Annotated in this window: 20 protein-coding genes; 11 read left to right on the top strand and 9 right to left on the bottom strand. The window is 71.8% G+C overall.

Annotated elements, in window-relative coordinates; translation table 11 throughout:
- Nucleotides 1-5: 5 nt before the first annotated feature.
- A complete protein-coding gene (locus tag ACWGI2_RS06900) occupies nt 6-2,222 on the top strand; it encodes a VPS10 domain-containing protein (protein ID WP_453694391.1) in 2,217 nt (738 codons plus the stop codon).
- A gap of 9 nt (nt 2,223-2,231) precedes the next feature.
- On the opposite strand, the gene ACWGI2_RS06895 is transcribed toward ACWGI2_RS06900, so the two are convergent.
- From ACWGI2_RS06895 to ACWGI2_RS06875, 5 genes are all read right to left on the bottom strand, one after another.
- Nucleotides 2,232-3,383 carry an acyltransferase family protein gene (locus ACWGI2_RS06895; protein WP_453694682.1) on the bottom strand — a complete coding sequence of 384 codons (1,152 nt, stop codon included), beginning with the start codon at nt 3,381-3,383 and terminating at the stop codon, nt 2,232-2,234.
- A gap of 151 nt (nt 3,384-3,534) precedes the next feature.
- A complete protein-coding gene (locus tag ACWGI2_RS06890) occupies nt 3,535-4,560 on the bottom strand; it encodes a hemolysin family protein (RefSeq protein WP_453694390.1) in 1,026 nt (341 codons plus the stop codon).
- A complete protein-coding gene (locus ACWGI2_RS06885) occupies nt 4,557-5,894 on the bottom strand; it encodes a hemolysin family protein (RefSeq protein ID WP_453694389.1) in 1,338 nt (445 codons plus the stop codon). Before ACWGI2_RS06885 ends, ACWGI2_RS06890 begins: the two co-directional genes overlap by 4 nt.
- A gap of 208 nt (nt 5,895-6,102) precedes the next feature.
- The gene (locus ACWGI2_RS06880; protein WP_453396042.1) at nt 6,103-7,035 is read right to left on the bottom strand and encodes a M56 family metallopeptidase; all 933 of its coding nucleotides are present in this window, start codon (nt 7,033-7,035) and stop codon (nt 6,103-6,105) included.
- A gap of 6 nt (nt 7,036-7,041) precedes the next feature.
- The gene (locus ACWGI2_RS06875) at nt 7,042-7,431 is read right to left on the bottom strand and encodes a BlaI/MecI/CopY family transcriptional regulator (RefSeq protein WP_453694388.1); all 390 of its coding nucleotides are present in this window, start codon (nt 7,429-7,431) and stop codon (nt 7,042-7,044) included.
- 228 nt (nt 7,432-7,659) lie between these two features.
- On the opposite strand from ACWGI2_RS06875, the gene ACWGI2_RS06870 reads away from it, so the two are divergent.
- The 4 genes from ACWGI2_RS06870 to ACWGI2_RS06855 all read left to right on the top strand — a co-directional run bounded on the left by ACWGI2_RS06870 (nt 7,660) and on the right by ACWGI2_RS06855 (nt 10,052).
- The gene (locus tag ACWGI2_RS06870; RefSeq protein ID WP_453694387.1) at nt 7,660-8,085 is read left to right on the top strand and encodes a VOC family protein; all 426 of its coding nucleotides are present in this window, start codon (nt 7,660-7,662) and stop codon (nt 8,083-8,085) included.
- Nucleotides 8,086-8,476: 391 nt separating this feature from the next.
- Nucleotides 8,477-9,409: a trypsin-like serine peptidase gene (locus ACWGI2_RS06865; RefSeq protein WP_453396039.1), complete on the top strand. Its 933-nt coding sequence runs from the start codon at nt 8,477-8,479 to the stop codon at nt 9,407-9,409.
- A gap of 10 nt (nt 9,410-9,419) precedes the next feature.
- On the top strand, nt 9,420-9,722 hold the full coding sequence (locus ACWGI2_RS06860) for a carboxypeptidase-like regulatory domain-containing protein (RefSeq protein WP_453694386.1): 303 nt from the start codon (nt 9,420-9,422) through the stop codon (nt 9,720-9,722).
- Nucleotides 9,723-9,791: 69 nt separating this feature from the next.
- On the top strand, nt 9,792-10,052 hold the full coding sequence (locus ACWGI2_RS06855; protein ID WP_160509152.1) for a hypothetical protein: 261 nt from the start codon (nt 9,792-9,794) through the stop codon (nt 10,050-10,052).
- A gap of 19 nt (nt 10,053-10,071) precedes the next feature.
- On the opposite strand, the gene ACWGI2_RS06850 is transcribed toward ACWGI2_RS06855, so the two are convergent.
- Nucleotides 10,072-10,440, bottom strand: coding sequence for a hypothetical protein (locus ACWGI2_RS06850; protein WP_453396037.1), 369 nt, complete (start codon nt 10,438-10,440; stop codon nt 10,072-10,074).
- 314 nt (nt 10,441-10,754) lie between these two features.
- Between ACWGI2_RS06850 and ACWGI2_RS06845 the strand changes: the two genes are divergently transcribed.
- Both ACWGI2_RS06845 and ACWGI2_RS06840 read left to right on the top strand, forming a co-directional pair.
- Nucleotides 10,755-11,378, top strand: coding sequence for a hypothetical protein (locus ACWGI2_RS06845; protein ID WP_453694385.1), 624 nt, complete (start codon nt 10,755-10,757; stop codon nt 11,376-11,378).
- Nucleotides 11,375-11,773, top strand: a complete 399-nt coding sequence (locus ACWGI2_RS06840; RefSeq protein WP_453694384.1) for a hypothetical protein — start codon at nt 11,375-11,377, stop codon at nt 11,771-11,773. The genes ACWGI2_RS06845 and ACWGI2_RS06840 overlap by 4 nt, the downstream gene beginning before the upstream one ends.
- A 68-nt stretch (nt 11,774-11,841) precedes the next feature.
- Here ACWGI2_RS06840 and ACWGI2_RS06835 read toward each other — a convergent pair whose 3' ends face one another.
- Both ACWGI2_RS06835 and ACWGI2_RS06830 read right to left on the bottom strand, forming a co-directional pair.
- Nucleotides 11,842-12,882, bottom strand: a complete 1,041-nt coding sequence (locus ACWGI2_RS06835) for an NAD(P)-dependent alcohol dehydrogenase (protein WP_453694681.1) — start codon at nt 12,880-12,882, stop codon at nt 11,842-11,844.
- Nucleotides 12,883-13,050: 168 nt separating this feature from the next.
- Complete coding sequence (locus ACWGI2_RS06830; RefSeq protein WP_453694383.1) at nt 13,051-15,015, bottom strand: protein kinase domain-containing protein; 1,965 nt, start codon at nt 15,013-15,015, stop codon at nt 13,051-13,053.
- Nucleotides 15,016-15,166: 151 nt separating this feature from the next.
- On the opposite strand from ACWGI2_RS06830, the gene ACWGI2_RS06825 reads away from it, so the two are divergent.
- Entirely contained in the window at nt 15,167-16,171 is a 1,005-nt protein-coding gene (locus tag ACWGI2_RS06825) for a winged helix-turn-helix transcriptional regulator (protein WP_453694382.1), read from the top strand.
- Nucleotides 16,172-16,435: 264 nt separating this feature from the next.
- Here ACWGI2_RS06825 and argG read toward each other — a convergent pair whose 3' ends face one another.
- Nucleotides 16,436-17,884 (bottom strand): argininosuccinate synthase, encoded by a 1,449-nt coding sequence (gene argG / locus ACWGI2_RS06820; protein ID WP_453396032.1) that lies wholly within the window; start codon nt 17,882-17,884, stop codon nt 16,436-16,438.
- A gap of 77 nt (nt 17,885-17,961) precedes the next feature.
- Between argG and ACWGI2_RS06815 the strand changes: the two genes are divergently transcribed.
- The 3 genes from ACWGI2_RS06815 (at nt 17,962) to ACWGI2_RS06805 (ending at nt 21,949) form a co-directional block, all read left to right on the top strand.
- Complete coding sequence (locus ACWGI2_RS06815) at nt 17,962-18,501, top strand: GNAT family N-acetyltransferase (protein WP_453694381.1); 540 nt, start codon at nt 17,962-17,964, stop codon at nt 18,499-18,501.
- Nucleotides 18,502-18,624: 123 nt separating this feature from the next.
- Nucleotides 18,625-20,118, top strand: a complete 1,494-nt coding sequence (locus tag ACWGI2_RS06810; RefSeq protein ID WP_453694380.1) for an ABC transporter substrate-binding protein — start codon at nt 18,625-18,627, stop codon at nt 20,116-20,118.
- Between the two features lie 7 nt (nt 20,119-20,125).
- Nucleotides 20,126-21,949: an ABC transporter permease subunit gene (locus tag ACWGI2_RS06805; RefSeq protein ID WP_453694379.1), complete on the top strand. Its 1,824-nt coding sequence runs from the start codon at nt 20,126-20,128 to the stop codon at nt 21,947-21,949.
- The last annotated feature ends 14 nt before the right edge of the window (nt 21,950-21,963 follow it).

The following is a 21,963-nucleotide window of genomic DNA, read 5'->3' as shown; positions in this document are numbered from 1 at the left end:
AGCCCATGCGCAGACGTCTGCTTCACCTGGTCCTCGCCCCGCTCGCGGGGGCCCTGATGGTCACGGCACCGGCTTCCGCGGCGCCCACGCCACCGGGGGACGTGTACCGCCCCGTACGCGGCCCTGCCGCGCCCGCCGAGTACCGCTACCTTCAAAAGACCGTCCCCGGAGAGTCGATTCCACGCCACGCCCACGAGGACGCCGCCGCGCAGGCACGGCAACTGCCCACCACCGGCGGCCGGTGGAAGTCCGTGGGGCCCACCAACATCGGCGGGCGCATCGTCTCGCTGGCGCTCGACCCGAAGCGCGCGGACACCCTCTACGCCGCCGCGGCCAGCGGCGGCATCTGGCGCAGCACGGACGCGGGACAGACCTTCAAGTCCGCGTGGCCGGACAGCTGGACGCAGGCCATGGGCGCGGTCGCCACGGGCCCCGACGGCACCTTGTACGCGGGGACGGGCGAGGCCAACCCCGGCGGCGGCAGCATCACGTACGAAGGGACGGGTCTCTACCGCAGCACCGACGGCGGCAAGCACTGGAAGCAGTCCGGGCTCCGTGACTCGGGCGCGATCAGCGCCATCACGGTGGACCCCGACAACCCGCGCCGCATCTACGTGGCCGCGGCGGGATCGCTCTACAACGGCGGCGGCGACCGCGGCGTCTACCGCTCGGAGAACGGCGGCAGGACGTGGCAGCGCATCCTCACCGGCGCCAATGAGTTCACCGGCGCCACCGAGATCGTCGTCCAGGGCAAGAAGCTGTACGCCGTGCTGTGGGACCACCGCCGCACGCCGGAGCGCCGCACGTACGGCGGCGAGGGCTCCGGTGTCTTCCGCTCCGGTGACGACGGCAGGACCTGGAAGCGGCTCGGCGGCGGCCTGCCCGCGCAGGGCCCGGGCGTGGGACGGATCGGTCTCGCCGTCGCGGGTGAGCGCGCCTACGCCATCGTCAACAAGACGGACGGTCCCTTCGAGGGCTTCTACGCCTCCACGGACGCGGGCGACACCTGGCAGCGGACCCCGGCCGACAAGAGGCTCACCGACTCGCAGTCCACGTTCGGCTGGTGGTTCGGGAAGATCTGGACCGACCCCCGCGACGCCGAGCACGTGCAGGTCGCCGGAGTCCCGCTGATGACGTCGAAGGACGGCGCCGCCACCTGGACGGCCGACGACACCAGCATCCACGTCGACCAGCACGCGATGGTCTGGGACCCGCGCCGTCCCGGCCGCGTCTACCTGGGCAACGACGGCGGTGTCTACCGCTCCGACGCGAACGGCGACGGCGGCTGGGTCAAGGCACGCCACGAGCCGTACACCCAGCTCTACAGCGCCGCGATTTCGCCGCAGGACACCTCGCGGATCTCCGGGGGTTCACAGGACAACGGCTCGCTGCGTTCCTGGGGCGGCGACCGCTTCAACGAGTACCTCGGCGGTGACGGCGAGGAGAACCTGATCAGCCCGACCGACGTGAACAACGTCTACGCCTGCTACCAGTACGGAAACTGCTTCAGCTCCACCGACGGCGGCGACACGCTCACGTACTTCGCGGACAAGACGACATTCAAGCGGCGCAATTGGTTCACGCCGGTCGTCTTCGACCCCCGTGACCCCAAGATCCTCTACTACGGCTCCGAGGTGCTCAACCGCTCCACGGACGGCGGCGCGACCTGGCAAGCCATCAGCCCGGATCTGTCGGGCGGCCCGGGCCCCGACCCGATCTACACCAACTACGGCACCATCACCTCGATCGCCCCGGCCGCGGACGGCCGCACCATCTACGCCGGCACCGACGACGGCCGCGTCTGGGTCACGAAGGACAGCGGCGCGCACTGGACGAAGCTCGCCGAAGGGCTCCCCTGGGTGACCCGCGTCGTCGTCGACCCGCGCGACGCCGACCGCGTCTACACGACCCACTCCGCCTACCGTTCCGGCTCCGGCACTCCGCACGTCTACGGCAGTACGGACGGCGGCACGCACTGGAGGAACCTGTCCGGCAATCTGCCGGACGCGCCCGTCAATGACCTCGTCATCGCACGGGGCGGCAAGCTCCACATCGGCACCGACCAGGGGGTGTTCACCTCCGGCACCAAGGGAGGCCACTGGTCGCGCCTGGGCCGCGGGATGCCCGCGGTGCCGGTGGACGACATCGAGTACGACGCGGGGAACCACCGTCTGGTGGCCGCGACGTTCGGCAGGGGGTTCTACGAGCTGAACACTGCCTGATCCACTCCATCAGCGCCGGTGCGCGCCCCGGCCACGGGCGCGCACCTTGGCGTCCCTCTTGAACGCCCACTCCATGTCGGGTTCCATCGCGAACCGGAAGAGGCGCTGCACCGGTGGGGTGCAGAGCACGGTGATGAGGGCCGCGGCGCCGAGGGTGACGGTGATCTCGCCGAGCGGTGTGTGCAGCCAGTCGAGGTCGTACCAGTCCCAGAAGCGGGAGCCCTTGGCGAGGAACCCGTGCAGGAGATAGCCGTAGAGGGTGCCCGCGCCAAGGGCGGTGAACCAGAGTCTGCGGCCGGGGACCCAGGCGAAGAAGCACGCGACGAGGATCGCCGAGCAGCCGAACATCGCGAGCGTCATCACGCCCCCGGACCAGCCGGGCGCGGCCAACTCCTGTGCGCTGTCCCGGCGGTAGAACCACGCGGCGTTCATGCGTGGCGCCGCCCAGTACGCGAACAGCAGGGCGCCCGCGAAGACGGGCAGCGCCAGGATGCGGGCCTCGCGGCGGCGCACGATCTGGAAGTGCTCGGGCTTCAGGCACAGGCCGAGGACGAAGAACGGCAGGAACTGGAGCACCCGTTGGAGGTCGAGGTCGTCACCGATGTCCGGCGAGACCGAGGCGAGCGCCGCGATGGCGAGCGCTATGGGCAGGGGCCAGCGGACCACCTTCCACAGCGGGGTGGTGAGCCGCCAGACGAAGAGCGCGACCAGGAACCACGTGAGGTACCAGGGGTCGAGCAGACTGATCGGGTACGCCGGGTCGTCGCCCGCCCAGCGCTTGAAGAAGGTGTAGGCGACCTCGAAGATGACGTACGGCACCGCGATGCCCGTCACCAGGCGCTTGAGGCGGCCGGGGCTCGCGTCGAAACTCCGCGAGAAATAGCCGGAGATGACGATGAACGCCGGCATGTGGAAGGTGTAGACGGTGATGTAGAGCGCGGCCGCCGCCCGGCTGTCGCCCCGCAGCGGCTCCCACGCGTGGCCCATCGCCACCAGCACGATCGCCAGGTACTTGGCGTTGTCGAAGAACGAGTCCCGGCGCTTGACCGGAGGCTCCGGCGCCACGGTGGGGGCCGCCGGAGCCTTCGGAGGCGCACTGCGCGCGGCGGGCAGCGGCGCCCGCATCGCCCCCGACCCGGACCCCGGCCCGGACCGTTCCATCGAGCGGACAGGCTCACTCACGGGACCTCCCGGGGGAACCCGGGCCCGCGGTCTCGCGTCTCACGTCAATTGCGGGTGCTACACCTGTGTAGAACATCACGGGCACCCTAGCCACCGGAGCCCCCGCGCGTACAGTTTCGCCACCTGTGAATCAGCTGAGCGCCGCCGGAGAGGGGCCCACCAGCTCGGAGAGGACGTCCTCCATGGTGACGAACCCGAGCACCGTTCCGCTCTCGCCGGTGACCGCGGCCAGGTGACTGCCCGCGCCACGCAGCGCGGTGAGGGTGTCGTCGAGCGGTGTGTCGATGTGCACCCGCGTGACCACGTGCAACGCGCCGCGCGGGAAGGGCCGGTCCCGGTCGGCGATGCCCAGGGTGTCCTTGATGTGGTGGTAGCCGAGCAGGGTGCCGTCGGGTCCTGTCACCGGGAAGCGCGAGAAGCCCGCGTCCGCGGCCACCCGCTCCAGGCGCGCCGGGGTGACGGTGTGCTCGACGGTGCGCATCCTGGCGGTCGGTACGAGGATCTCGCCGACCGGCCGGGTGCCGAGCTCAAGGGCGTCGCGCAGCCGCTCGCCGTCGGCCGCCGAGAGGAGCCCGGCCGCGCTGGAGTCGACGACCATGCGGGCGAGCTGGTCGTCCGTGTAGACGGACTCGACCTCGTCCTTCGGGTCGACCCTGAGCAGCTTGAGCAGGGTGTTGGCGAAGGCGTTGATGCCGAAGACGACCGGCTTGAGCGCGCGGGTGAGGGCCACCAGCGGCGGGCCGAGCAGCAGGGCGGTCCTGGCGGGCGCGGCGAGCGCGATGTTCTTGGGGACCATCTCGCCGATGAGCATGTGCAGATACGTCGCCACCGCCAAAGCGATGACGAAGGCGATCGGGTGCACGAGGGCGTGCGGGATGTGGACCGCCTCGAAGCCCGGCTCCAGGAGGTGCGCGATGGCGGGTTCCGCGACCGCGCCGAGCACCAACGAGGAGACGGTGATGCCCAGTTGGGCGGTGGCCATCACCGCGGAGATGTGCTGGAGGCCCCACAGGGTGATGCGGGCGCGCTTGTCGCCTGCCTGGGCGCGGGGTTCGATCTGGCTGCGGCGTACGGAGATCAGGGCGAACTCGGCGCCGACGAAGAACGCGTTGGTGAGCAGGGTCAGGGCGCCGATGGTGAGCTGGAGCGTGGTCATCGGGCCTCCTCCACGGCCTGGCGGGGCACCTGGAGCGCCGGTTCGGTGATGCGGATCCGGTCGGCGCGGTGGTGCTCGACCGTCAGGACGGACAGGTGCCAGCCGTCGAGGTCGAGGGCGTCGCCTTCGGCGGGGATGCGGGAGAGCCGGGTGGCCATCAGTCCGGCCACGGTCTCGTACGGGCCTTCGGGCGCGGTGAGTCCTATCGTGGCGAGCTGGTCGATGCGGACGCCGCCGTCGGCCTCCCACACGGTGCGGCCGTCCTGGGCCCGCTGCGCGGGCAGCAGGTCGGGGACCTCGACGGGGTCGTGCTCGTCGCGGACCTCGCCGACGACCTCCTCGACGATGTCCTCCACCGTCGCGACACCGGCCGTGCCGCCGTACTCGTCGATGACCACGGCCATCGTGCGGGACTCCCGCATCCGCTCCAGAAGCCGGTCGGCGGGCAGGCTGTCGGGTACGAGCAGGGGCTCGGCTGCGAGGTCGGTGACGGGGGTGAGCCGCCGCTTCTCCGGGGGCAGGGCGAGCACGTCGCGGATGTGCACGGTGCCGATGACCTCGTCCAGGCTTTCGCGGAAGACGGGGAAGCGGGACAGGCCCGTGGCGTGCGTCAGGTTCGCGGCGTCGGCGGCCGTGGCGTGCGCCTCAAGGGCGCGGACGTCCACCCGCGGGGTCATCACGTTCTCGGCGGTCAGCTCGCTCAAGTGCAGGGTGCGGACGAACAGTTCGGCCGAGTCCGCCTCCAGGGCGCCCTCCGCGGCCGAGCGCCGGGCGAGGGCGACCAGTTCCTCGGGGGTGCGCGCGGAGGCCAGCTCCTCGGCGGGCTCCAGGCCGAAGCGGCGTACGACGTGGTTCGCCGTGTTGTTCAGATGCCGGATGAACGGTCCGAAGGCGGCGGTGAAACCGCGCTGCGGGGCTGCCACCACCTTGGCGACGGCCAGCGGCCTGGAGATCGCCCAGTTCTTCGGCACCAGCTCGCCGACGACCATCAGGATCACGGTGGAGAGTGCCACACCGAGCAGCGTGGCCGTGGTCGGGGCGGCGCCGCCCAGGCCCGCCGCCTCCAGCGGGCCGCGCAGGAGCGCCGCGAGGGACGGTTCGGCGAGCATGCCGATCACCAGTGACGTGACGGTGATGCCGAGCTGGGCGCCGGACAGCTGGAGGGTCAGCCGCCGGACGGCCTTCAGGGCGCCTTCGGCACCCCGCTCCCCCGCGTCGGCGGCGCGCTCCAGGTCACCGCGCTCGACGGTGGTCAGGGAGAACTCGGCGGCCACGAACACCGCGCAGGCGAGCGTGAGGAGCAGGGCGAGCAGCAGAAGCAGGATCTCGGTCACCGTGCCACCCCCGTTCCCTCACGCTCGGACAGCGGCCGGGACATGGCACGGTTCGTACTGGGAGGCTCACCCATTGCGGGTCCGTGGCTCCTTCTCGTACTCGTACGAGGTGTCGTACGAGGGCGGTGGCGTGGAAGCGGTAGTGCTTCTACACCACTGTAAAGGAACGGCAAAGCGAGTCGGTCGGGTCCTGGGGTGGAGAGCAGGGCTAGAGCGGGGTGGCCGCGTGCAGGATCAGGACCATCGTCACGGCGGAGTTCGCCGACGACATGGCCGAGACCGCGGCCCCGGCGGCGGCCGCCCACGCCGCGAGCCCCACCGCGGTGAACAGGGACGGCCAGCTGCGCGCCGCGGGAGCCGGGCCGAGGAGGGCCGCGACCCGGCGCGGCACGGGCCCCGGCGCGGCGAGCCCGGCCAGGGTCGGGGCAGGGGCGCCCCGGGAGTGCAGAGCCGCCTTGCCGATCGCGCGGGCGACGGTCCTGCGGTCGCCGACGGTGTGGGCGGCGTCCTCGTCGGCCCAGCGCTCGGTCGTGTAGGACACGGCGGTACGCAGCGGGCGCAGGAAAGGATTGGCGCGCGCGGCCAGCTGCACGGCGAGGAGGTAGCGGTGGTGCCGGGTCGCGAGGTGGGCGCGCTCATGGGCGAACAGGGCGCGGCGCTCGGCGGGTTCGAGGCAGTCGAGCAGGGCGGTGGTGACCACGACCCGGTCGCGGCCGCCGCCGGGCAGCGCGTACGCGTAGGGCACCTCGTCGGGCAGGACGGCGACGGCGGTGCCGGGTAGACCGGCGAGCGCGCGGTGGGCGCGGCGGCGTACCTGGCGGTGGCGCCACAGGGTCCTGCCACACGCCACGGCCACGGCGAGCAGCCCCGGAATGGCGAGGCGCCCGGCGACCTCGTCGTACGGGACGGCGGCACGCACCTCAGGGTCGGACCAGCCGTCCGGCAGCGGGTTCCCGGGCAGCTGCGCCGTGCCGACGACCATAAGCAGGCCCAGGCACAGCGTGCTGCACAGCGCCATGACCGCGGCGACCGTCGTGAGCAGCCGGGTGGCGGTCCTCGGGTGCAGCCGCTGCTCGGCGAGCCGGGCGACCGGCCAGGCCGTCAGCGGGAGGACCAGGGGCAGCAGGACGAACATCCCCATGGCGGTTCAGACGTCCCTCTCCGCCTCGTCCTGCCGCAGGAGCTCGCGCAGCAGCCGCTCGTCGCCGGGCGGCAGCGCGGTGAGGAAACTGGCGAGGACCGCCTCCCGGTCGCTCTCGCCGTCGAGCACCTTGCGCATCTTGCGTGCCGCGAGGCCCGCCTCGTCGGCCGACGGCGTCCACGCGAAGGAGCGGCCCGCGCGCTCGCGGGTCACCGCGCCCTTGTCCAGGAGCCGGCTCAGGATCGTCACGACGGTCGTGTACGCGAGGTCCGCGCCGAGCCGCTCCTGCACCCAGCCCGCGGTCGCGGGACCCTCCGCCTCTCGCAGGGCCGACAGGACCTGCGCCTCCAGCTCACCCTGCCCCCGTCGCCGGGAACGCCGCCGCTGCTCCGCCACGCCCGTCTCCCTTCCACTGCCTCGTCGTCCTGGACGAGGCTAACGCCTGCCCGCTAGGGTCACTCGGGTGACTGCCGGGTCGGCCATGGGCCACGTACGAGTGAGGCATCCGGCCTCGGCGTGAGCGCGAGGCGGGCCAGAGCCCCGCCGACCTCTCTTCCGTCTTCCCTCCCGCGCCCCACGCGGCGCACCGCCAGTGGAATCCAAGACCCGGAAGAGACCTCACACATGCCGCACGGCCAGCACTCGCCCGACCCCGATTCACCTGTCACGACCGTCCAGTTGAACCACACCGCCGTCTACGCCAAGGACCGCCAGCTGTCGGCGGAGTTCCTCGCCGCGATCCTGGGCCTGAAGGTCGGCGCGCCGTTCGGGCCGTTCCTGCCCGTCGACCTCGGCAACGGCGTGACGCTCGACTACTACGAGCTGAGTGACGAGCCGGTCCAGTCGCAGCACTACGCGTTCCTCGTGCCCGACGAACAGTTCGACGCCATGATCACCCGCCTGGAGACGGTCGGGGTCACCTACTACGCCGACCCCGGCCACACCGAACCCGGCCACATCAACCGGCTGTTCGGCGGTCGTGGCGCGTACTTCGACGATCCGGACGGCCACAACATGGAGATCATGACCCGTCCCTACGCCCGCCCCTAGCCCTCACGGAAGGGGAACGGGCCGCTCCCTGGGGCTGCTTGTCTGTTCGAGACGTGATTGAGCCCCCGCGCCCCGCCCGCTCCGGCAGCGAGCGGGGCGCGGGTGCCCGGCGGGGACTGCTGAGACCTGACCCCGGGCCGCCCCGGGCCGTTCGCCGAGAGGCGGCGGGGCGAGCTGACGTCCCGAGCGCCGTATGGGCCCTGGGAGCCGGTCGGTTGACGCACTCGGAGTCCCGAAAGCACGTACACGCACACGCGCGCCGGTCGGCGCAAAAGGCTCATTGCGGCACTTGTCCGGCGGCAGTAGAAGGGGCATTGACCCAAAAACGTTGCGGCCGCGGCGTCCTGCAAGGCATCACATCGCAGCTCTGAGAGAAGCCGGGTGATCCAGAATGGCGCAAGATCCACACACCGCAGTCACGAACGAGCCGGACGACGGAGCGATAACCCTCGCCACCGAGCAGGAGGCGGTGCTGCAGCCGCCTTCCGAGGGGACGGAGGGCCAGGCCCAGCACTCGACGGGTGAAGGCCTGGAACACGTCGAGGGCTACCGGCGCCCGGAGCACTTCGCACCCGAGGCCTGGACGGCCCCGACCGCCTCGCTTCCCGACATCGGGGAGGCGTCGTACGGACCGCCGCCCCTGGCCCCGGAGACCGTGCACGGCCCCGACGACCGCATCCAGATCACCAACACCAGCGTGTATCCGTGGCGCGTGCACTGCTACCTGCTGATCACCGCACGCGACAACGCCCTCTATCAGGGCACCGGATGGCTCCTCGGACCCCACACCCTCGCCACCGCGGGCCACTGCGTCTACATCAAGGGCAGCGGCGTGGCGGGCCGGGACGGCTGGGTGAAGAGCATCCAGGTCATGCCGGGACGCAACGGCGCCTCGCTGCCCTACGGCAGCATCACCTGCACGAGCTTCCGCTCCGTGACCGGCTGGACGACCAACGGCGACGAGAACTTCGACTACGGCGCCATCATCACGCCCTCCAACATCGGCTCCACCACCGGCTGGTTCGGCTTCGGCGTCTGGTCGGACTCGGACCTGCTCAAGACCACCGGCAACATCTCCGGCTATCCGGGCGACAAGCCGCCCGGGACGCAGTGGTACGCGGCGCGCGGGATCGACTCGGTCGCCCCTCGCAAGGTGTACTACGACATCGACACCGCGGGCGGACAGAGCGGCAGCTCCGTCTACCGCATCGACAGCACCGGCCGCTACGGCTTCGGCATACACGCCTACGGCGGTGCCCGGGTGAACTCGGGAACCCGGTTCACCACCCCCGTGTTCAACAACTACGTGGCCTGGAAGGCGTGAGCGAACCCCGATGAACGGCAGCAGCTCCGCAGTGGAGATCACCGGCGTCGTCCGCGACACCTCGGGCGCCCCGGTGGCGGGCGCCCACGTCCTGTTCACCGAGGGGCCGCAGCCCCTGCCGGACATCGCTGCCGTGACGGACACCGAGGGACGTTTCTCCCTCGTCGCCCCCACCACGGGCGAGTACACGCTCATCTGCCGGGCGGACCCCCTCATGGGCCCGTCCGGCACCGCCGAGGCCACCGTCCGCGTCGAACCGTCGGCGCCGGCCCTCTCTCAGGGGCGGCTGCGGGTCGAGCTGACGCTCGGCTAGCACGGTGTGGGGCGCCGGCCGCCAGCGGTGGACGTGCGTCGTGGGCGAGTTCTGTCTACCGTCACGTGCATGAACACTGTCCCGCAGCGTTTCGAGATCCTGCTGGTTCCCGGGTTCACGGGGGACGGCGTGAGTACGACCGATGCCCGCGACGCCCTGCGTTCGGCCGTAGTGGTGGCCACGGGCGAGACCGGGTCGTCCGGGTTTCCCCGGTACGCGGGTGACGGCATGGAGGCCGACATCGATCCCGCGACCCGCACCGTCGAGGCGCTCCTGGTCGACGGGTCCGAGCTTGACTACGGACTCTCGGTGCGGGTCGCGGACGCGTAGAAGGTCCGGGGCGGTCCGGTCACAGCGGCGGGGCCACGTCCCCGGCGAGACGCGCCAGCGCGTGCGCGAGCCCCGGCGGTGAGCCGCCGGAAGCGGGTCCGACCGCGCCCGCGGGGGAAACGGCCCCCACCATCGCGTCGCCCGAGTGGACCAGGATGTGGCTGGGCGGCTCGAGTTGGCGGGCCTGGTCGATGACCGTCGCGGCGTCGCCGGCGAAGCGGGCGCTGAGGTCGATGACCAGGACGTCGGGCAGCAGGGCGCGGGCCCGCGCCATGGCGAGGAAACTGTCGTCCGTCTGGGAGATGACGTACACACCGGGGACGGCCTCGATCTGCGGGATCAGGTCGCGGGCCCGGTGATCGGCGGCCAGCACCAGCACGGTCAGCACTTCGCACTTGTCCTTCGCGTGGTCCAGGTTTCACCGGCACTCGCCGTACTGCGCTCCCGACTTCACCGATCGTTCTTCACCGATCGTTTCAGCATGTCATCCGACGCGGCGGATCCGGCGACCTCCGGAGCGCGGGCGTGTCGATGCTCCCAAGCCGGGTACTCGGCCGCCGTGCGAACACGGAAGCAGTCGTTCGACCGCTGATCGCAGACGCCCCGATCGGTGCCCGCGTCGCGTGGGTGCCCATCGGCCGGCCTCAGCGCCGAACGACCACGGAATCAGCTGAACGGACCACGAGATCAAGGGAGGCAGCCATGATCACCGCCGTCATCATCGCCGTGGTCGTCATCGCGGCAGCCGCCGTCCTCTTCGTCGGACTGCGGCGAGCCCGGGGCGGCGGACGAGGCCTGAAGCACCGCTTCGGGCCCGAGTACGACCACACCGTCGCCCGTCACGACGGGGACGTACGGGCAGCCGAACAGGAGCTCCGCGAGCGCGTACGACTCCACGGCTCCGTCAAGGCCGAGCCCCTGCCGCCCGGGGCGCGCGAGCGCTACGTGGCCCAGTGGGCCGGCGTCCAGGAGCAGTTCGTCGAATCACCGCAGCAGGCCGTGGTCGAGGCCGACGCGCTCCTTGCCCGCCTGGCCAGGGACCGGGGCTTCCCCGGCGGTGAGCGCTTCGACGAGCAGGTGGCCGCGCTCTCCGTCCACCACGCGCACTCCGTCCACGGGTACCGCAAGGTCCACACGGCCACCCGCGGGCAGGCCGGCACCGAGGAAATGCGCGAGGCCATGGTCGAGGCCCGGCGCCTCTTCGAGGCCCTGGTCGCCGAGCACACGGTCGACTCCACCCGGCACGGCCGGCAGTCCACCGCCGACCGCGGCCACGCACCGTGGGCACTGCCCCGGCGCCACGCGAAGGGAAGTGGCACGTCATGACGGACGCCAAGAACCTCACACCGCGCGAGCAGCCCATCGGCAGCGGCGCCCCCGCTCCCGCTCCCGCTCCCGCCGCGACCGGCTCCCCCGCCACCCGCTCCCCCGCCACCGGCTCCGCATCCGGCCCCGTACTGCTCCCTCAGGACGAACGGGACAAGCTCGGCCTGCGGCTCCAACAGGCTCTCAGCACCTTCGTCGAGAGCCCGCGCCAGGCAGTGGAGGAGGCTGACGGCCTCTTCGACGAGGCCGTCAGGCACCTGACAGAGACCCTCACGGAACGACGGCGCACCCTGCGCGCGAGCTGGCAGGGCCACGACACCGAGGCGCATACGGAAGAATTGCGCCTCGCGCTGCGGCAGTACCGCGAAGCCACGGAGAGGCTGCTGCGGATCTAGGCACCGACGCGCCACGCATCTGGACCCCGAGGCTTTCGCCTCGGGGTCCAGGTCGTACCGGGCGGAACTCAGCCGTTGGGCAGGATGACCGCCCGTCCGCTGATCCGCCCGTCGTGCAGGTGCTCGTACGCCTTGGGGGCGTCGGCCAGTGCGTACGTCTCCACATGGACGTCGATCGCGCCGGACCTGGCCAGGTCGAGGACCTCCATCAGCTCGGCCCTGCTGCCCCAGTACGGGACGCGGACCGCCGCGTCGTAGGGGGTCGTCCCGAAGCCGACCGACGCGGCCCCGCCGCCGATGCCGACGATGGTGACGTCCGCCTCCACCGCGGCGCAGGCGGTCGCCGTGGCGACGGTGGGCGGCGCGCCGACGAAGTCGAACACCGCCTGCGCGCCGAGGCCGCCGGTCAGGTCACGGACCTTGTTCGCCGCGCGCTCGTCCGAGAGGACCGCCTCGTGAGCGCCGACCTGGTGGGCCAGCCGCAGCTTCCCGTCGGTGACGTCGAGGGCGATCACCCGTGCCGGGCTCAGCGCGCGCAGCAGCTGGATGGCGACGTGTCCGAGGCCGCCGGTGCCGATGACCACGGCGGTGCTGCCGGGGGTCAGCTTGGGCAGGGAGGTCTTGATGGCGTGGTACGGGGTCAGGCCCGCGTCGGTGAGCGGCACGGCGGTCACGGGGTCGAGGTCGCCCAGCGGGACCAGATGCCGCGCGTCGTCCACGATCATGTACTCGGCGATGGCTCCGGGCGCCCCGAGTCCGGGCGGCAGGATGCCGAGCTCGGCGGCGCGCGTGCAGTAGTTCTCCTTGCCCTGCGCGCACATCGGGCAGGCTCCGCAGCCCCACGGTGCGTAGACGGCCACGGAGTCGCCGACCTCGAAGCCGGTGACGCCCTCGCCAAGGGCGGCGACGGTCCCTGCGCCCTCGTGGCCGAGGGTGAGCGGCAGCGGGAAGGGCAGCGCCTGAGCGGGCCAGCTCATCACCGCGATGTCGGAGTGGCAGACGCCCGCGGCGGTGACCTTCAGGAGTACCTGGCCGGGGCCCGGTTCCGGGCGCGGCACGGTGACCACCTCGGGGGCGGCGCCGACGCTGCGGTACTGGACGGCCTTCATCTCGGCCGGCATGTCGGTCGGTCTGTCGGTCGGCATGTCGGGACTTTCTTGCGCTGACATCTGAGATGCCTCTTCTCGTTCCGCGTACTGAGCGCCTGGTGCCCCCCTGTGTGCATGCATTCCCGTGCTGACGTGGTGGTCAGCCGCCGTCGATCAGGTGACAGCCGCTCAGCCTCGGTCGTAGTGGTAGCCGTCGCCGTGGGCCGGGCCGACGTTGTGGCGGATGCCGCTCGGGGCGTCGAGGGTGAAGTAGGAGGGATCCATGTCGCCGCACATGATCTGGCTGGAGCGTCCCTCGTCCACGTAGGCGGTGCCGATGTTGATGCGCTTCCCGCCGTCCGCCACGGACACCAGCTTGGCCTGGTTCTCGCAGTGCCCGCCGTTGCCCGAATCGGTGATGAGCTTGACGGCGTACCCGCCCGGCGCGACCCGGTAGATGATCACCTTCTGCGGCTGCTGGACGTACGGGGACGTGAGGGCCCAGGTTCCGGTGAAACCCTGCGGGACTCGGTTGTCGGAGGTGCCGGAGTCTGAGTCCGATCCGGAGCCGGAATCGGAGCCAGAACCGGAACCGGTGCCGGATCCCGAGCCGCTGGAGTCCGAACTGCCGCCGCCCGAGGGGTCCTTGGGGTCCGCACCCCCGTCCTTCCCTGCGGATGAGGGGTCGTCGTCGGAGGCCTTGTCATTGCCCGCGGCATCACCGGAGGAGCCGTCGCCGTCCGTGCCCGGCGGGGAGTCGTCGTCCTTGCCCTTGCCCTTCTCCTTGCCGTCCTCTCCGTCCTTGCCGTCCTTGCCCTGGTCGCCGGAATCCTTGGACCCTGAAGGCGCTGGGGCCGTCGGGGAGTTGTCGGCGCCGGGAGCCCCTTGGGCGCCGTCATCGCCGTCGAGCAGGGCCACGGTTCCGCCGGACGCCAGGACGGCGATGACGGCTACTGCTACGGCCCAGTTCCTGCGGGCGCGCCGGCCGGCACCCTGCGCTTCGGCTTCCGGCTTGGGCGCCGCCCGCAGCCCAAAGGTCGCGACATCGGGCTCCGGTGCCTTCGAAGGCTCCGGTGGCTTCGCGATCTCCGGTGCCTTGGAGACCTCCGGCGCCTCCGCGTCCAGCAGCCTCGCCGCCTCCTGTGCGAGGCGGGCGACCAGAACAGGCGGCAGCCATGCCCCGCTCTCCGCTTCGGAGGGGCGCGGTCGGTCAGGGTCCGCCAACAGCTCGTCCACGCCCGGCCGTTCACCGGGCGACTTGGTCAGGCAGCGGGCGATGAACGTGCGCAGCGGCTCGTCCTCGACGCCGGTCAGGTCGGGCGCGGCCTCGACGATGCGGTACATCACCGCGTGCTGGTTGCTCGCGCCGTGCCCGAAGGGCAGTTGCCCCGTCGCCGCGTACATGAGGACGCAGCCGAGCGCGAAGACGTCGGCCGGTGCGCCCGTCTCCTCGCCCAGGATCTGTTCGGGCGCCATGAAGCCGGGCGAGCCGATGACCATGCCCGTGCTGGTGAGCATCGACTCCGCGGAGACCTGCAACGCGCGCGCTATGCCGAAGTCGATGACCTTCGGGCCCGTGACGGTGAGCAGCACGTTGGACGGCTTCAGGTCGCGGTGCACGATTCCGGCGCCGTGGATGCCCTTCAGCGCCCGCAGCAGCCCGTCGGCCAGCGCGTACACCGAGGAGGCGGGCAGCGGACCGTACGTCAGGAGCGCCTGTTCCAAGGAGGGGCCCGGCACATACCCGGTGGCCACCCAGGGCCGTGCGGCGTCCGGGTCCGCGTCGAGCACCGGCGCCGTGAAGTGCCCGCCGACGCGCCGCGCCGCCTCGATCTCCCGGCGGAACCGGGCCCTGAACTCACCGCTGGAGGTGTGCTCTTCGTGCACCACCTTCACGGCCACCGTGCGCCCGCCGTCGGAGCGGGCCAGGTAGACCCGGCCCATGCCGCCGGAGCCGAGGCGGCCGAGGAGCGGGTAGGGGCCTATCCGACGCGGGTCACTCGGCGTCAGGGGTTCTATGCCGCCGCTGCCGCTGTCCTTGCCATCGCCGCTGTCTCTGCCATCGCCGCTGTCTCTGCCATCGCCGCTGTCTCTGCCATCGCCGCTGTCTCTGCCATCGCCGCTGTCCCGCTCGTCGCCGTGGTCGCCGCTCATGCCGCTCTGTTCCCCCGCCACTACCGTCGAATGCTCTGCGTGGGGCGGTCACACCCCGGCGCGACTCAACAGGCCACCGGAACCCCCGAGTTGATCGGTACTATAGAAAACCTAAGTGCCTGCTATCAATGGAGAAGGCGGCCCGGCCCGCATGACACGCAGCTACGACCAGTCCTGTCCGGCGGCGCGGGCCCTGGACGTCGTCGGCGGCCGGTGGTCCCTGCTGATCGTGCGCGAGCTGCTGCTCGGCCCCCGGCGCTACACCGACCTCGTCGCGGGGCTGCCCGGCATCGGCCCGAACGTCCTGGCCGAGCGGCTGCGCGCGCTGCGCGACGCGGGCATCCTCAGCCAGGCCAAGCTGCCGCCCCCGGCGCCATCAGCGGTCTACGAACTGACCGAACTCGGCGCCGCCATGCGCCCGGTACTCGACGAGCTCACCCGCTGGGGCATGCACCTGCCGACCTCGCCCCGGCCGGGCGACACCTTCCGGCTCAGCTGGGTGCTCGGCTGTCTGCGCGCCAGCTTCCGGCCCGAACAGGCCGGGGGCGTGCGGGAGACGTACGAGTTCCGGGTGGACGGCGACACGTTCCACCTCCGTGTCGACGACGGCGTGCTCGACATCCGGCACGGCAGCGCCACGGACGCCGTCTGCGCCATCACGACCGACCTGGGGACGTTCCTGGCGGTCGGCGCCCGTCTCGTCGACATCGAGGACGCCGTCGCGCGCGGCCTCGCCCAGCTGGAGGGTGAACTTGCCGCCGCCGCACGGGTGATCACGATCCTCGGCGCGCATCCCGAGGCCACCGGCGGGCGCCACGGCATCGTCGGAGCCGTCGGCGCCTCGTTCCGTCCCGAGCGCGCTCTCGGCGTACGCGAGACCTATGAGTGGGTGATCGGCGATCTCGTCTTCCACGCCCGCGTCGACGACGGGACGGTCGAGACAGGCCTCGGCCCCGCCCCGGACGCGGCCGCGACACTCGTCACCGATCTGGGCACCCTGCTCCAGCTGGGTGCGGGCTCCCTGCCACTTGAAGACGCGCTCAGCGCCCAGGTCATCGAAGTCGGCGGCGATCTGGACGCGGCGCTGCGGATGGCGGAGGCCTTCGGCGTGGTCCGCGCCGACCGCTCGGCCGACCGCCCGGCTTGCCCATCCTGAACGTGCGCGACTACTCGCCTCCCCCGCACAGAAAATCTGTCATGGCGGAGATAGACATACGAATCCCTTGGGGCTAACGTCTCTCTCACGAAGTGGCACGGCAGTGGAGTGGCGGGGCCGAAAGGATCTCGGGGTCCCCTCGCTGACTGCCGGGTCGGGCGGCTCGACAGGGGCCGCATGCGACGACAGCGGGCCCCGGCGGATCGAATCCGCCGGGGCCCGCTGTCCGGGTACGTACGACTGGTGAGCCGTGTCGGCCCGTGGTCAGTCCGTGCCGGACTCCATCGCGGCGCGGTCCAGCATCGACTCCTCGTCCGTGGTCTCGCCGCGCGAGGCGATCGCCTCGGCGCCGCCGCCGTCCATGGCGCCGATCAGACCGGTCGATGCCGCCTGCGCGGCGCCGATCGGCGTCGGGTGGCCGGAGCCGACGAGGCCGAGGCCCGCGTACTGCTCAAGCCGCGCGCGGGAGTCCGCGATGTCGAGGTTCCGCATGGTGAGCTGACCGATCCGGTCCACCGGGCCGAACGCCGAGTCCTCGGTCCGCTCCATGGAGAGCTTGTCCGGGTGGTAGCTGAACGCCGGGCCCGTGGTGTCGAGGATCGAGTAGTCCTCGCCGCGCCGCAGCCGCAGCGTCACCTCTCCGGTGACCGCCGCGCCGACCCAGCGCTGCAGCGACTCGCGGATCATCAGCGCCTGCGGGTCGAGCCAGCGGCCCTCGTACATCAGTCGGCCGAGGCGCCGGCCCTCGTTGTGGTAGGCGGCCAGGGTGTCCTCGTTGTGGATCGCGTTGACCAGGCGCTCGTAGGCGATGTGCAGGAGCGCCATGCCGGGCGCCTCGTAGATGCCGCGGCTCTTGGCCTCGATGATCCGGTTCTCGATCTGGTCGGACATGCCGAGGCCGTGCCGGCCGCCGATCGCGTTGGCCTCCATGACGAGGTCGACCGGTGAGGAGAATTCCTTGCCGTTGACCGTGACCGGGCGGCCCTGGTCGAAGCCGATCGTCACGTCCTCCGTGTCGATCTCCACCGACGGGTCCCAGAACTTCACGCCCATGATCGGGTCGACCGTCTCAAGACCGGTGTCGAGGTGCTCAAGGGTCTTCGCCTCGTGCGTGGCGCCCCAGATGTTGGCGTCCGTGGAGTACGCCTTCTCCGTCGAGTCCCGGTAGGGCAGCCCGTGCGCGAGCAGCCACTCCGACATCTCCTTGCGGCCGCCGAGCTCCGTGACGAAGTCCGCGTCCAGCCAGGGCTTGTAGATCCGCAGGTGCGGGTTGGCGAGCAGCCCGTACCGGTAGAAGCGCTCGATGTCGTTGCCCTTGAAGGTGGAGCCGTCACCCCAGATCTGCACCCCGTCCTCGAGCATGGCCCGCACCAGGAGCGTGCCGGTCACAGCACGGCCGAGCGGCGTGGTGTTGAAGTACGGACGCCCGCCCGACCTGATGTGGAAGGCACCGCACGCGAGCGCCGCGAGACCTTCCTCGACCAGCGCCTCACGGCAGTCGACGAGCCGGGTGATCTCGGCGCCGTACGCGGAGGCACGGCCGGGCACGGAGGCGATGTCGGGCTCGTCGTACTGACCGATGTCGGCGGTGTACGTGCAGGGGACGGCGCCCTTGTCACGCATCCAGGCGACGGCGACCGAGGTGTCGAGACCGCCGGAGAAGGCAATGCCGACGCGCTCGCCGGTGGGGAGGGAGGTGAGGACCTTGGACATAGGAAGAGTATGCATGACTTCGCATGACCATGCAACGTCGGCGCCTCGGCTGGCCGGATCCGCTTATTGCTTAGGATGTGCAAGTGCTTGAATACCGCATCAAGACGGCCACCGCCGATGACCTCGGTGCCGCACGAGCCGTCATGCTCGACACCGTCTACCACGACTTCGGCACGGGATACGTGCCGCGCTGGCACGGCGACATCATCGACCTCGACGGCGCGTACCTGAGACCCGCCCGGCACACCCTCCTCGTCGCGGTGGACGAGCGGGACGGGGCGGTCGCCGCCACCGCGGCCCTCGACTCCCGCGGGCCCGCACACCCGCCGAACCCGCGCTGGATCGCCGAACGCTTCCCCTCGGGCGAGACGGCGCAGCTGCGGCGCGTCTACGTACGGGCCGAGCACCGGCGCCGCGGCCTGGCCCGGCAACTGGTCGGTGAGCTGCTGGAGTTCGCCGCGACGGACGGCGGATACCGATCCGTATATCTGCACACCGACCCGGCGGTGACCGGCGCCGAGGGCTTCTGGCGCTCCCTGGGGAAGGTGGTGCACGACGAGCGCGAGGATTCCGGCGCATCACGCGTCATGCATTTCGAAGTACCCATGCGGCCATAGCTCCGGCCCTCTGTCGCCCCCTTGTCGGCAGCCACACCCCCCGCTCCATTAATGGAAATGGTTGTCATGTAACCTATGGCGCTGCTGCACCTCCGGACCCACTCCACCCCGAGAACGAGGACCATGCGCTCCGTCCGCCACCGTCCCCTCATAGCAGGACTGCTCGTCGCTCCCCTGCTCACCGGCTGTTTCGCCGCCAAGAACGACGCGTCAGGCGACACCGCGGAAGGCGCCCGCCTGAAGGTCGCGCTGGCCTTCCCTCCCTCCGAGAACTTCTCGCCGTACGGCGCTGACGCCACGCTCCTCAGCCGTCTCGGCGTCACCGAGGGCCTGACCGAGCTGGACGCGAACGGCGCCGCCGCTCCCGCGCTCGCCGCGTCCTGGAAGCAGGAGAGCGAGCGCAGCTGGCTGTTCACCCTGCGCCAGGCGGAGTTCCAGGACGGCGCCCGCGTCACACCGGCCGCCGTCGCGTCGGCCCTCACCCACGCGGGCAAGGCCAAGCCCGTCACCGCCGCCCTGTCCGGGGCCTCCCTCACCGCCGAGCCCGTCGGTGACGACCGGGTCAGGATCACCACCGCCGACCCGGACCCGGCGCTTCCGCTGCGCCTGTCCAGCCCCGGCCTCGCCGTGCTCTCCCCGAAGGCGTACGAAAAGGGCAACAAGGTCAGCCCGGTCGGCACCGCCACGGGGCCCTTCGAACTCACGAAGACCACCGGCGCCACCGCGGCCACCCTCGACCGCTTCGACGACTACTGGGGCGGCCTGGCCCAGGCGTCCGGCGTCGACGCGCGGTTCATCGCCGACGGCACCGCGCGCACCAACGCCCTGCGCACCGGCGAGGTGGACATCGCCGAGGCCGTCCCCGTCTCCCAGGCCGCCTCCCTCGACGAGGGCCACGGCCGCGAGACCGCCACGGCACGCACCACGGCACTCCAGCTCAACACCGAGAAGGGCGCCTTCAAGGACCCCGGCCTGCGCGCCGCCGCCCGTGCCGCGATCGACACCTCCGCGCTCGCCAAGGACGTGTACGAGGGCCACGCCGACACCGGCAAGGGCATCTTCGGCCCCGCCCTGAACTGGGCCGAGGGCAAGCGGGACAAGCCCGAGGGACGGAAGCGGGCCGCTTCCCCCGGCGGGAAGTCCATCACCCTGGCCACGTACGACAACCGGCCCGAGCTTCCCGAGGTCGCCCAAGTCCTCAAGCAGCAGCTGCAGAAGGCCGGGTTCAAGGTGAAGCTGGAGGTGCGCGAGTCGTCCCGTATCGAAGGCGACGCGCTGGCCGGGAAGTTCGACGCGTTCGTCGGCGCCCGCAACACCATGCTCGACACCGGCGACCCCGTGTCGATCCTCTCCAGCGACTACGCCTGCGACGGCAGCTACAACCTCTCGCAGCTGTGCGACCCCTCGGTCGACAAGGCCGTGCGGAAGGCCGAGAAAACAGCCGACCCCGCGAAGCGGCAGGACGCGGCCATGGCCGCCGAGGCCGCGATCCTCGGCACCGACGCGGTCGTGCCGCTCGTCCACCAGCGGATCATCACGGGCGTCGGCGGCTCGGTGCGGGGAGAGATCCTCGACCCGTACGAGCGGACGCTGGTCGGTACCGGCACCAGGCGCTGAGGACCCCATGCGAAACGGGCTCCTCCGCGGTCCGGCGCTGCTCTGGCGCGTGGTCGTCGCAGCGGCGCTGCTGTGCCTGATCGGTCTGCTGCCCTGGCTGTCGCGCACCGACCCGGCGCTCACCGTGCTCAAGGCCCGGTCGGCTGAGCGCACACCCACCCCCGAGGACCTGGCGGACGTCCGCGCCGAACTCGGCCTGGACGACGGCCCGTTGAGCCTCCTCGGCCAGTGGACGGGCGGGCTGCTGCACGGGGACGCCGGGCGGTCGTGGATCTCCGGCGATGCGGTACTGCCCTCCGTGGTGCAGGCCCTGGGTGTCTCGTTGCTGCTCATGTCGGCGGCGCTCGCGGTGGCTGTCGTGACGGCGGGCGCGGTGTGCTCCCGCACCCTGTGGCTCGGCTCCCGCCGTCGGCTCTCCGGGCGCCGCCACTCGGGCGGTGGGGCCGCGGTCGTCGCCGCGTTGCCCGAGTTCCTGACCGCATCGGTGCTCGCCACCGTGGTCGGCGTGCAGTTGGGCTGGCTGCCCGCCCTCGGCTGGTACGGGCCCAAGTGGCTCGTACTGCCCGCCGTATCGCTGGGTCTTCCCGCCGGGGCGCTGCTCGGGCGGCTCCTCGACGACCTGCTGCCCGGCGCCTTCGCCGAGCCGTGGGCTCGGGCCGCCGCGGCCCGCGGCATCCCGGGCGGACGCGTCGCGCACCAGGCGCTGCGCCGCTGCGTTCCCGGGCTGCTGCCGAACCTCGGTCTGTTCCTCGTGGGCCTGACCGGGGGCGCGGTCGCCGTGGAGCAGGTCTTCGACATTCCCGGGCTCGGCCGCACCACCTTGCAGGCCGCGGTGGCGCAGGATCTGCCCGTCCTCCAGGCCGGCACGCTCGCCCTCGTACTGCTCGCCGCCGTGGCGGGCGGTCTCTTCCGCGTCGCGTCCCGGCTCATGAGTGGTCCGGCGCTGCGCGACGGGGCCCTGCCGACGCTGCACGTGCCCGCGCCGCCCGCGCCCAGTCGGCTGCCGCTGCTGTACGGCGGTGTGCTGCTGGGCGTCATTCTGTTGAGCCTGGTCCGGGATCCTCTGGCCCTGGACACCGCGGCCCGGCTCCAAGCACCGTCCTGGGCGCACCCGTTCGGCACCGATGCCCTGGGGCGCGATGTGCTTGCCCGGGTCGGGCACGGGGCGCTCCACACCCTCGCGCTGGCTCTGGGGATCAGTGCCTTCGCTCTGGTGGCCGGTGTCCTGCTCGGTCTTCTGCCGCGGTTCTCCGGCCCGCTTCTCGACACGCTCAACGCGATACCGCCGACGCTCGCGGGGCTCCTTGTCGCCGGGGTCGCGGGCAGCGGAGCGGCCACCCCCGCGATCGCCGTGGCCGCCGTCGCATGGGTTCCGCTGGCCGCCCATACCGCCGCCCTGCTCCTCCAGGAACGCGCCACGCTGCACTTGACGGCGACACGGAGTCTGGGCGCGGGCCGCCGGCACCAGCTCCGGCACCATCTGCTGCCCGCGGTGCTGCCGCCCGTCACCCGCCACGCGCTGCTGCGGCTGCCCGCCGTCGCGCTGGCCCTGGCCGCACTCGGCTTCCTCGGCCTCGGCGCGCAGCCGCCGTCCCCCGAGTGGGGTCTGCTGCTCGCCGAGAACCAGCCCTACGCGGAACGCGCCCCCTGGGCCCTGCTCGCTCCGGCGGCCGCGCTCGCCCTGCTCGGCGCTCTCGCGGTGACGGCGGCGGGCGGGGTGCCGGTCCCTCGGCGACTGCGGCGCAAGGGGCGACCCGGTGAACGCTCTCCGGTGGCCGCCGTACGGTCCGCCGAGCGGGAGTTGGCCTCGGCCGGGACGGCCGCCCGGTGAGCGATCGACGTCAA

The organism is Streptomyces sp. NPDC054866 (assembly GCF_053610745.1).
This window is presented reverse-complemented; position numbering and strand designations above follow the sequence as displayed.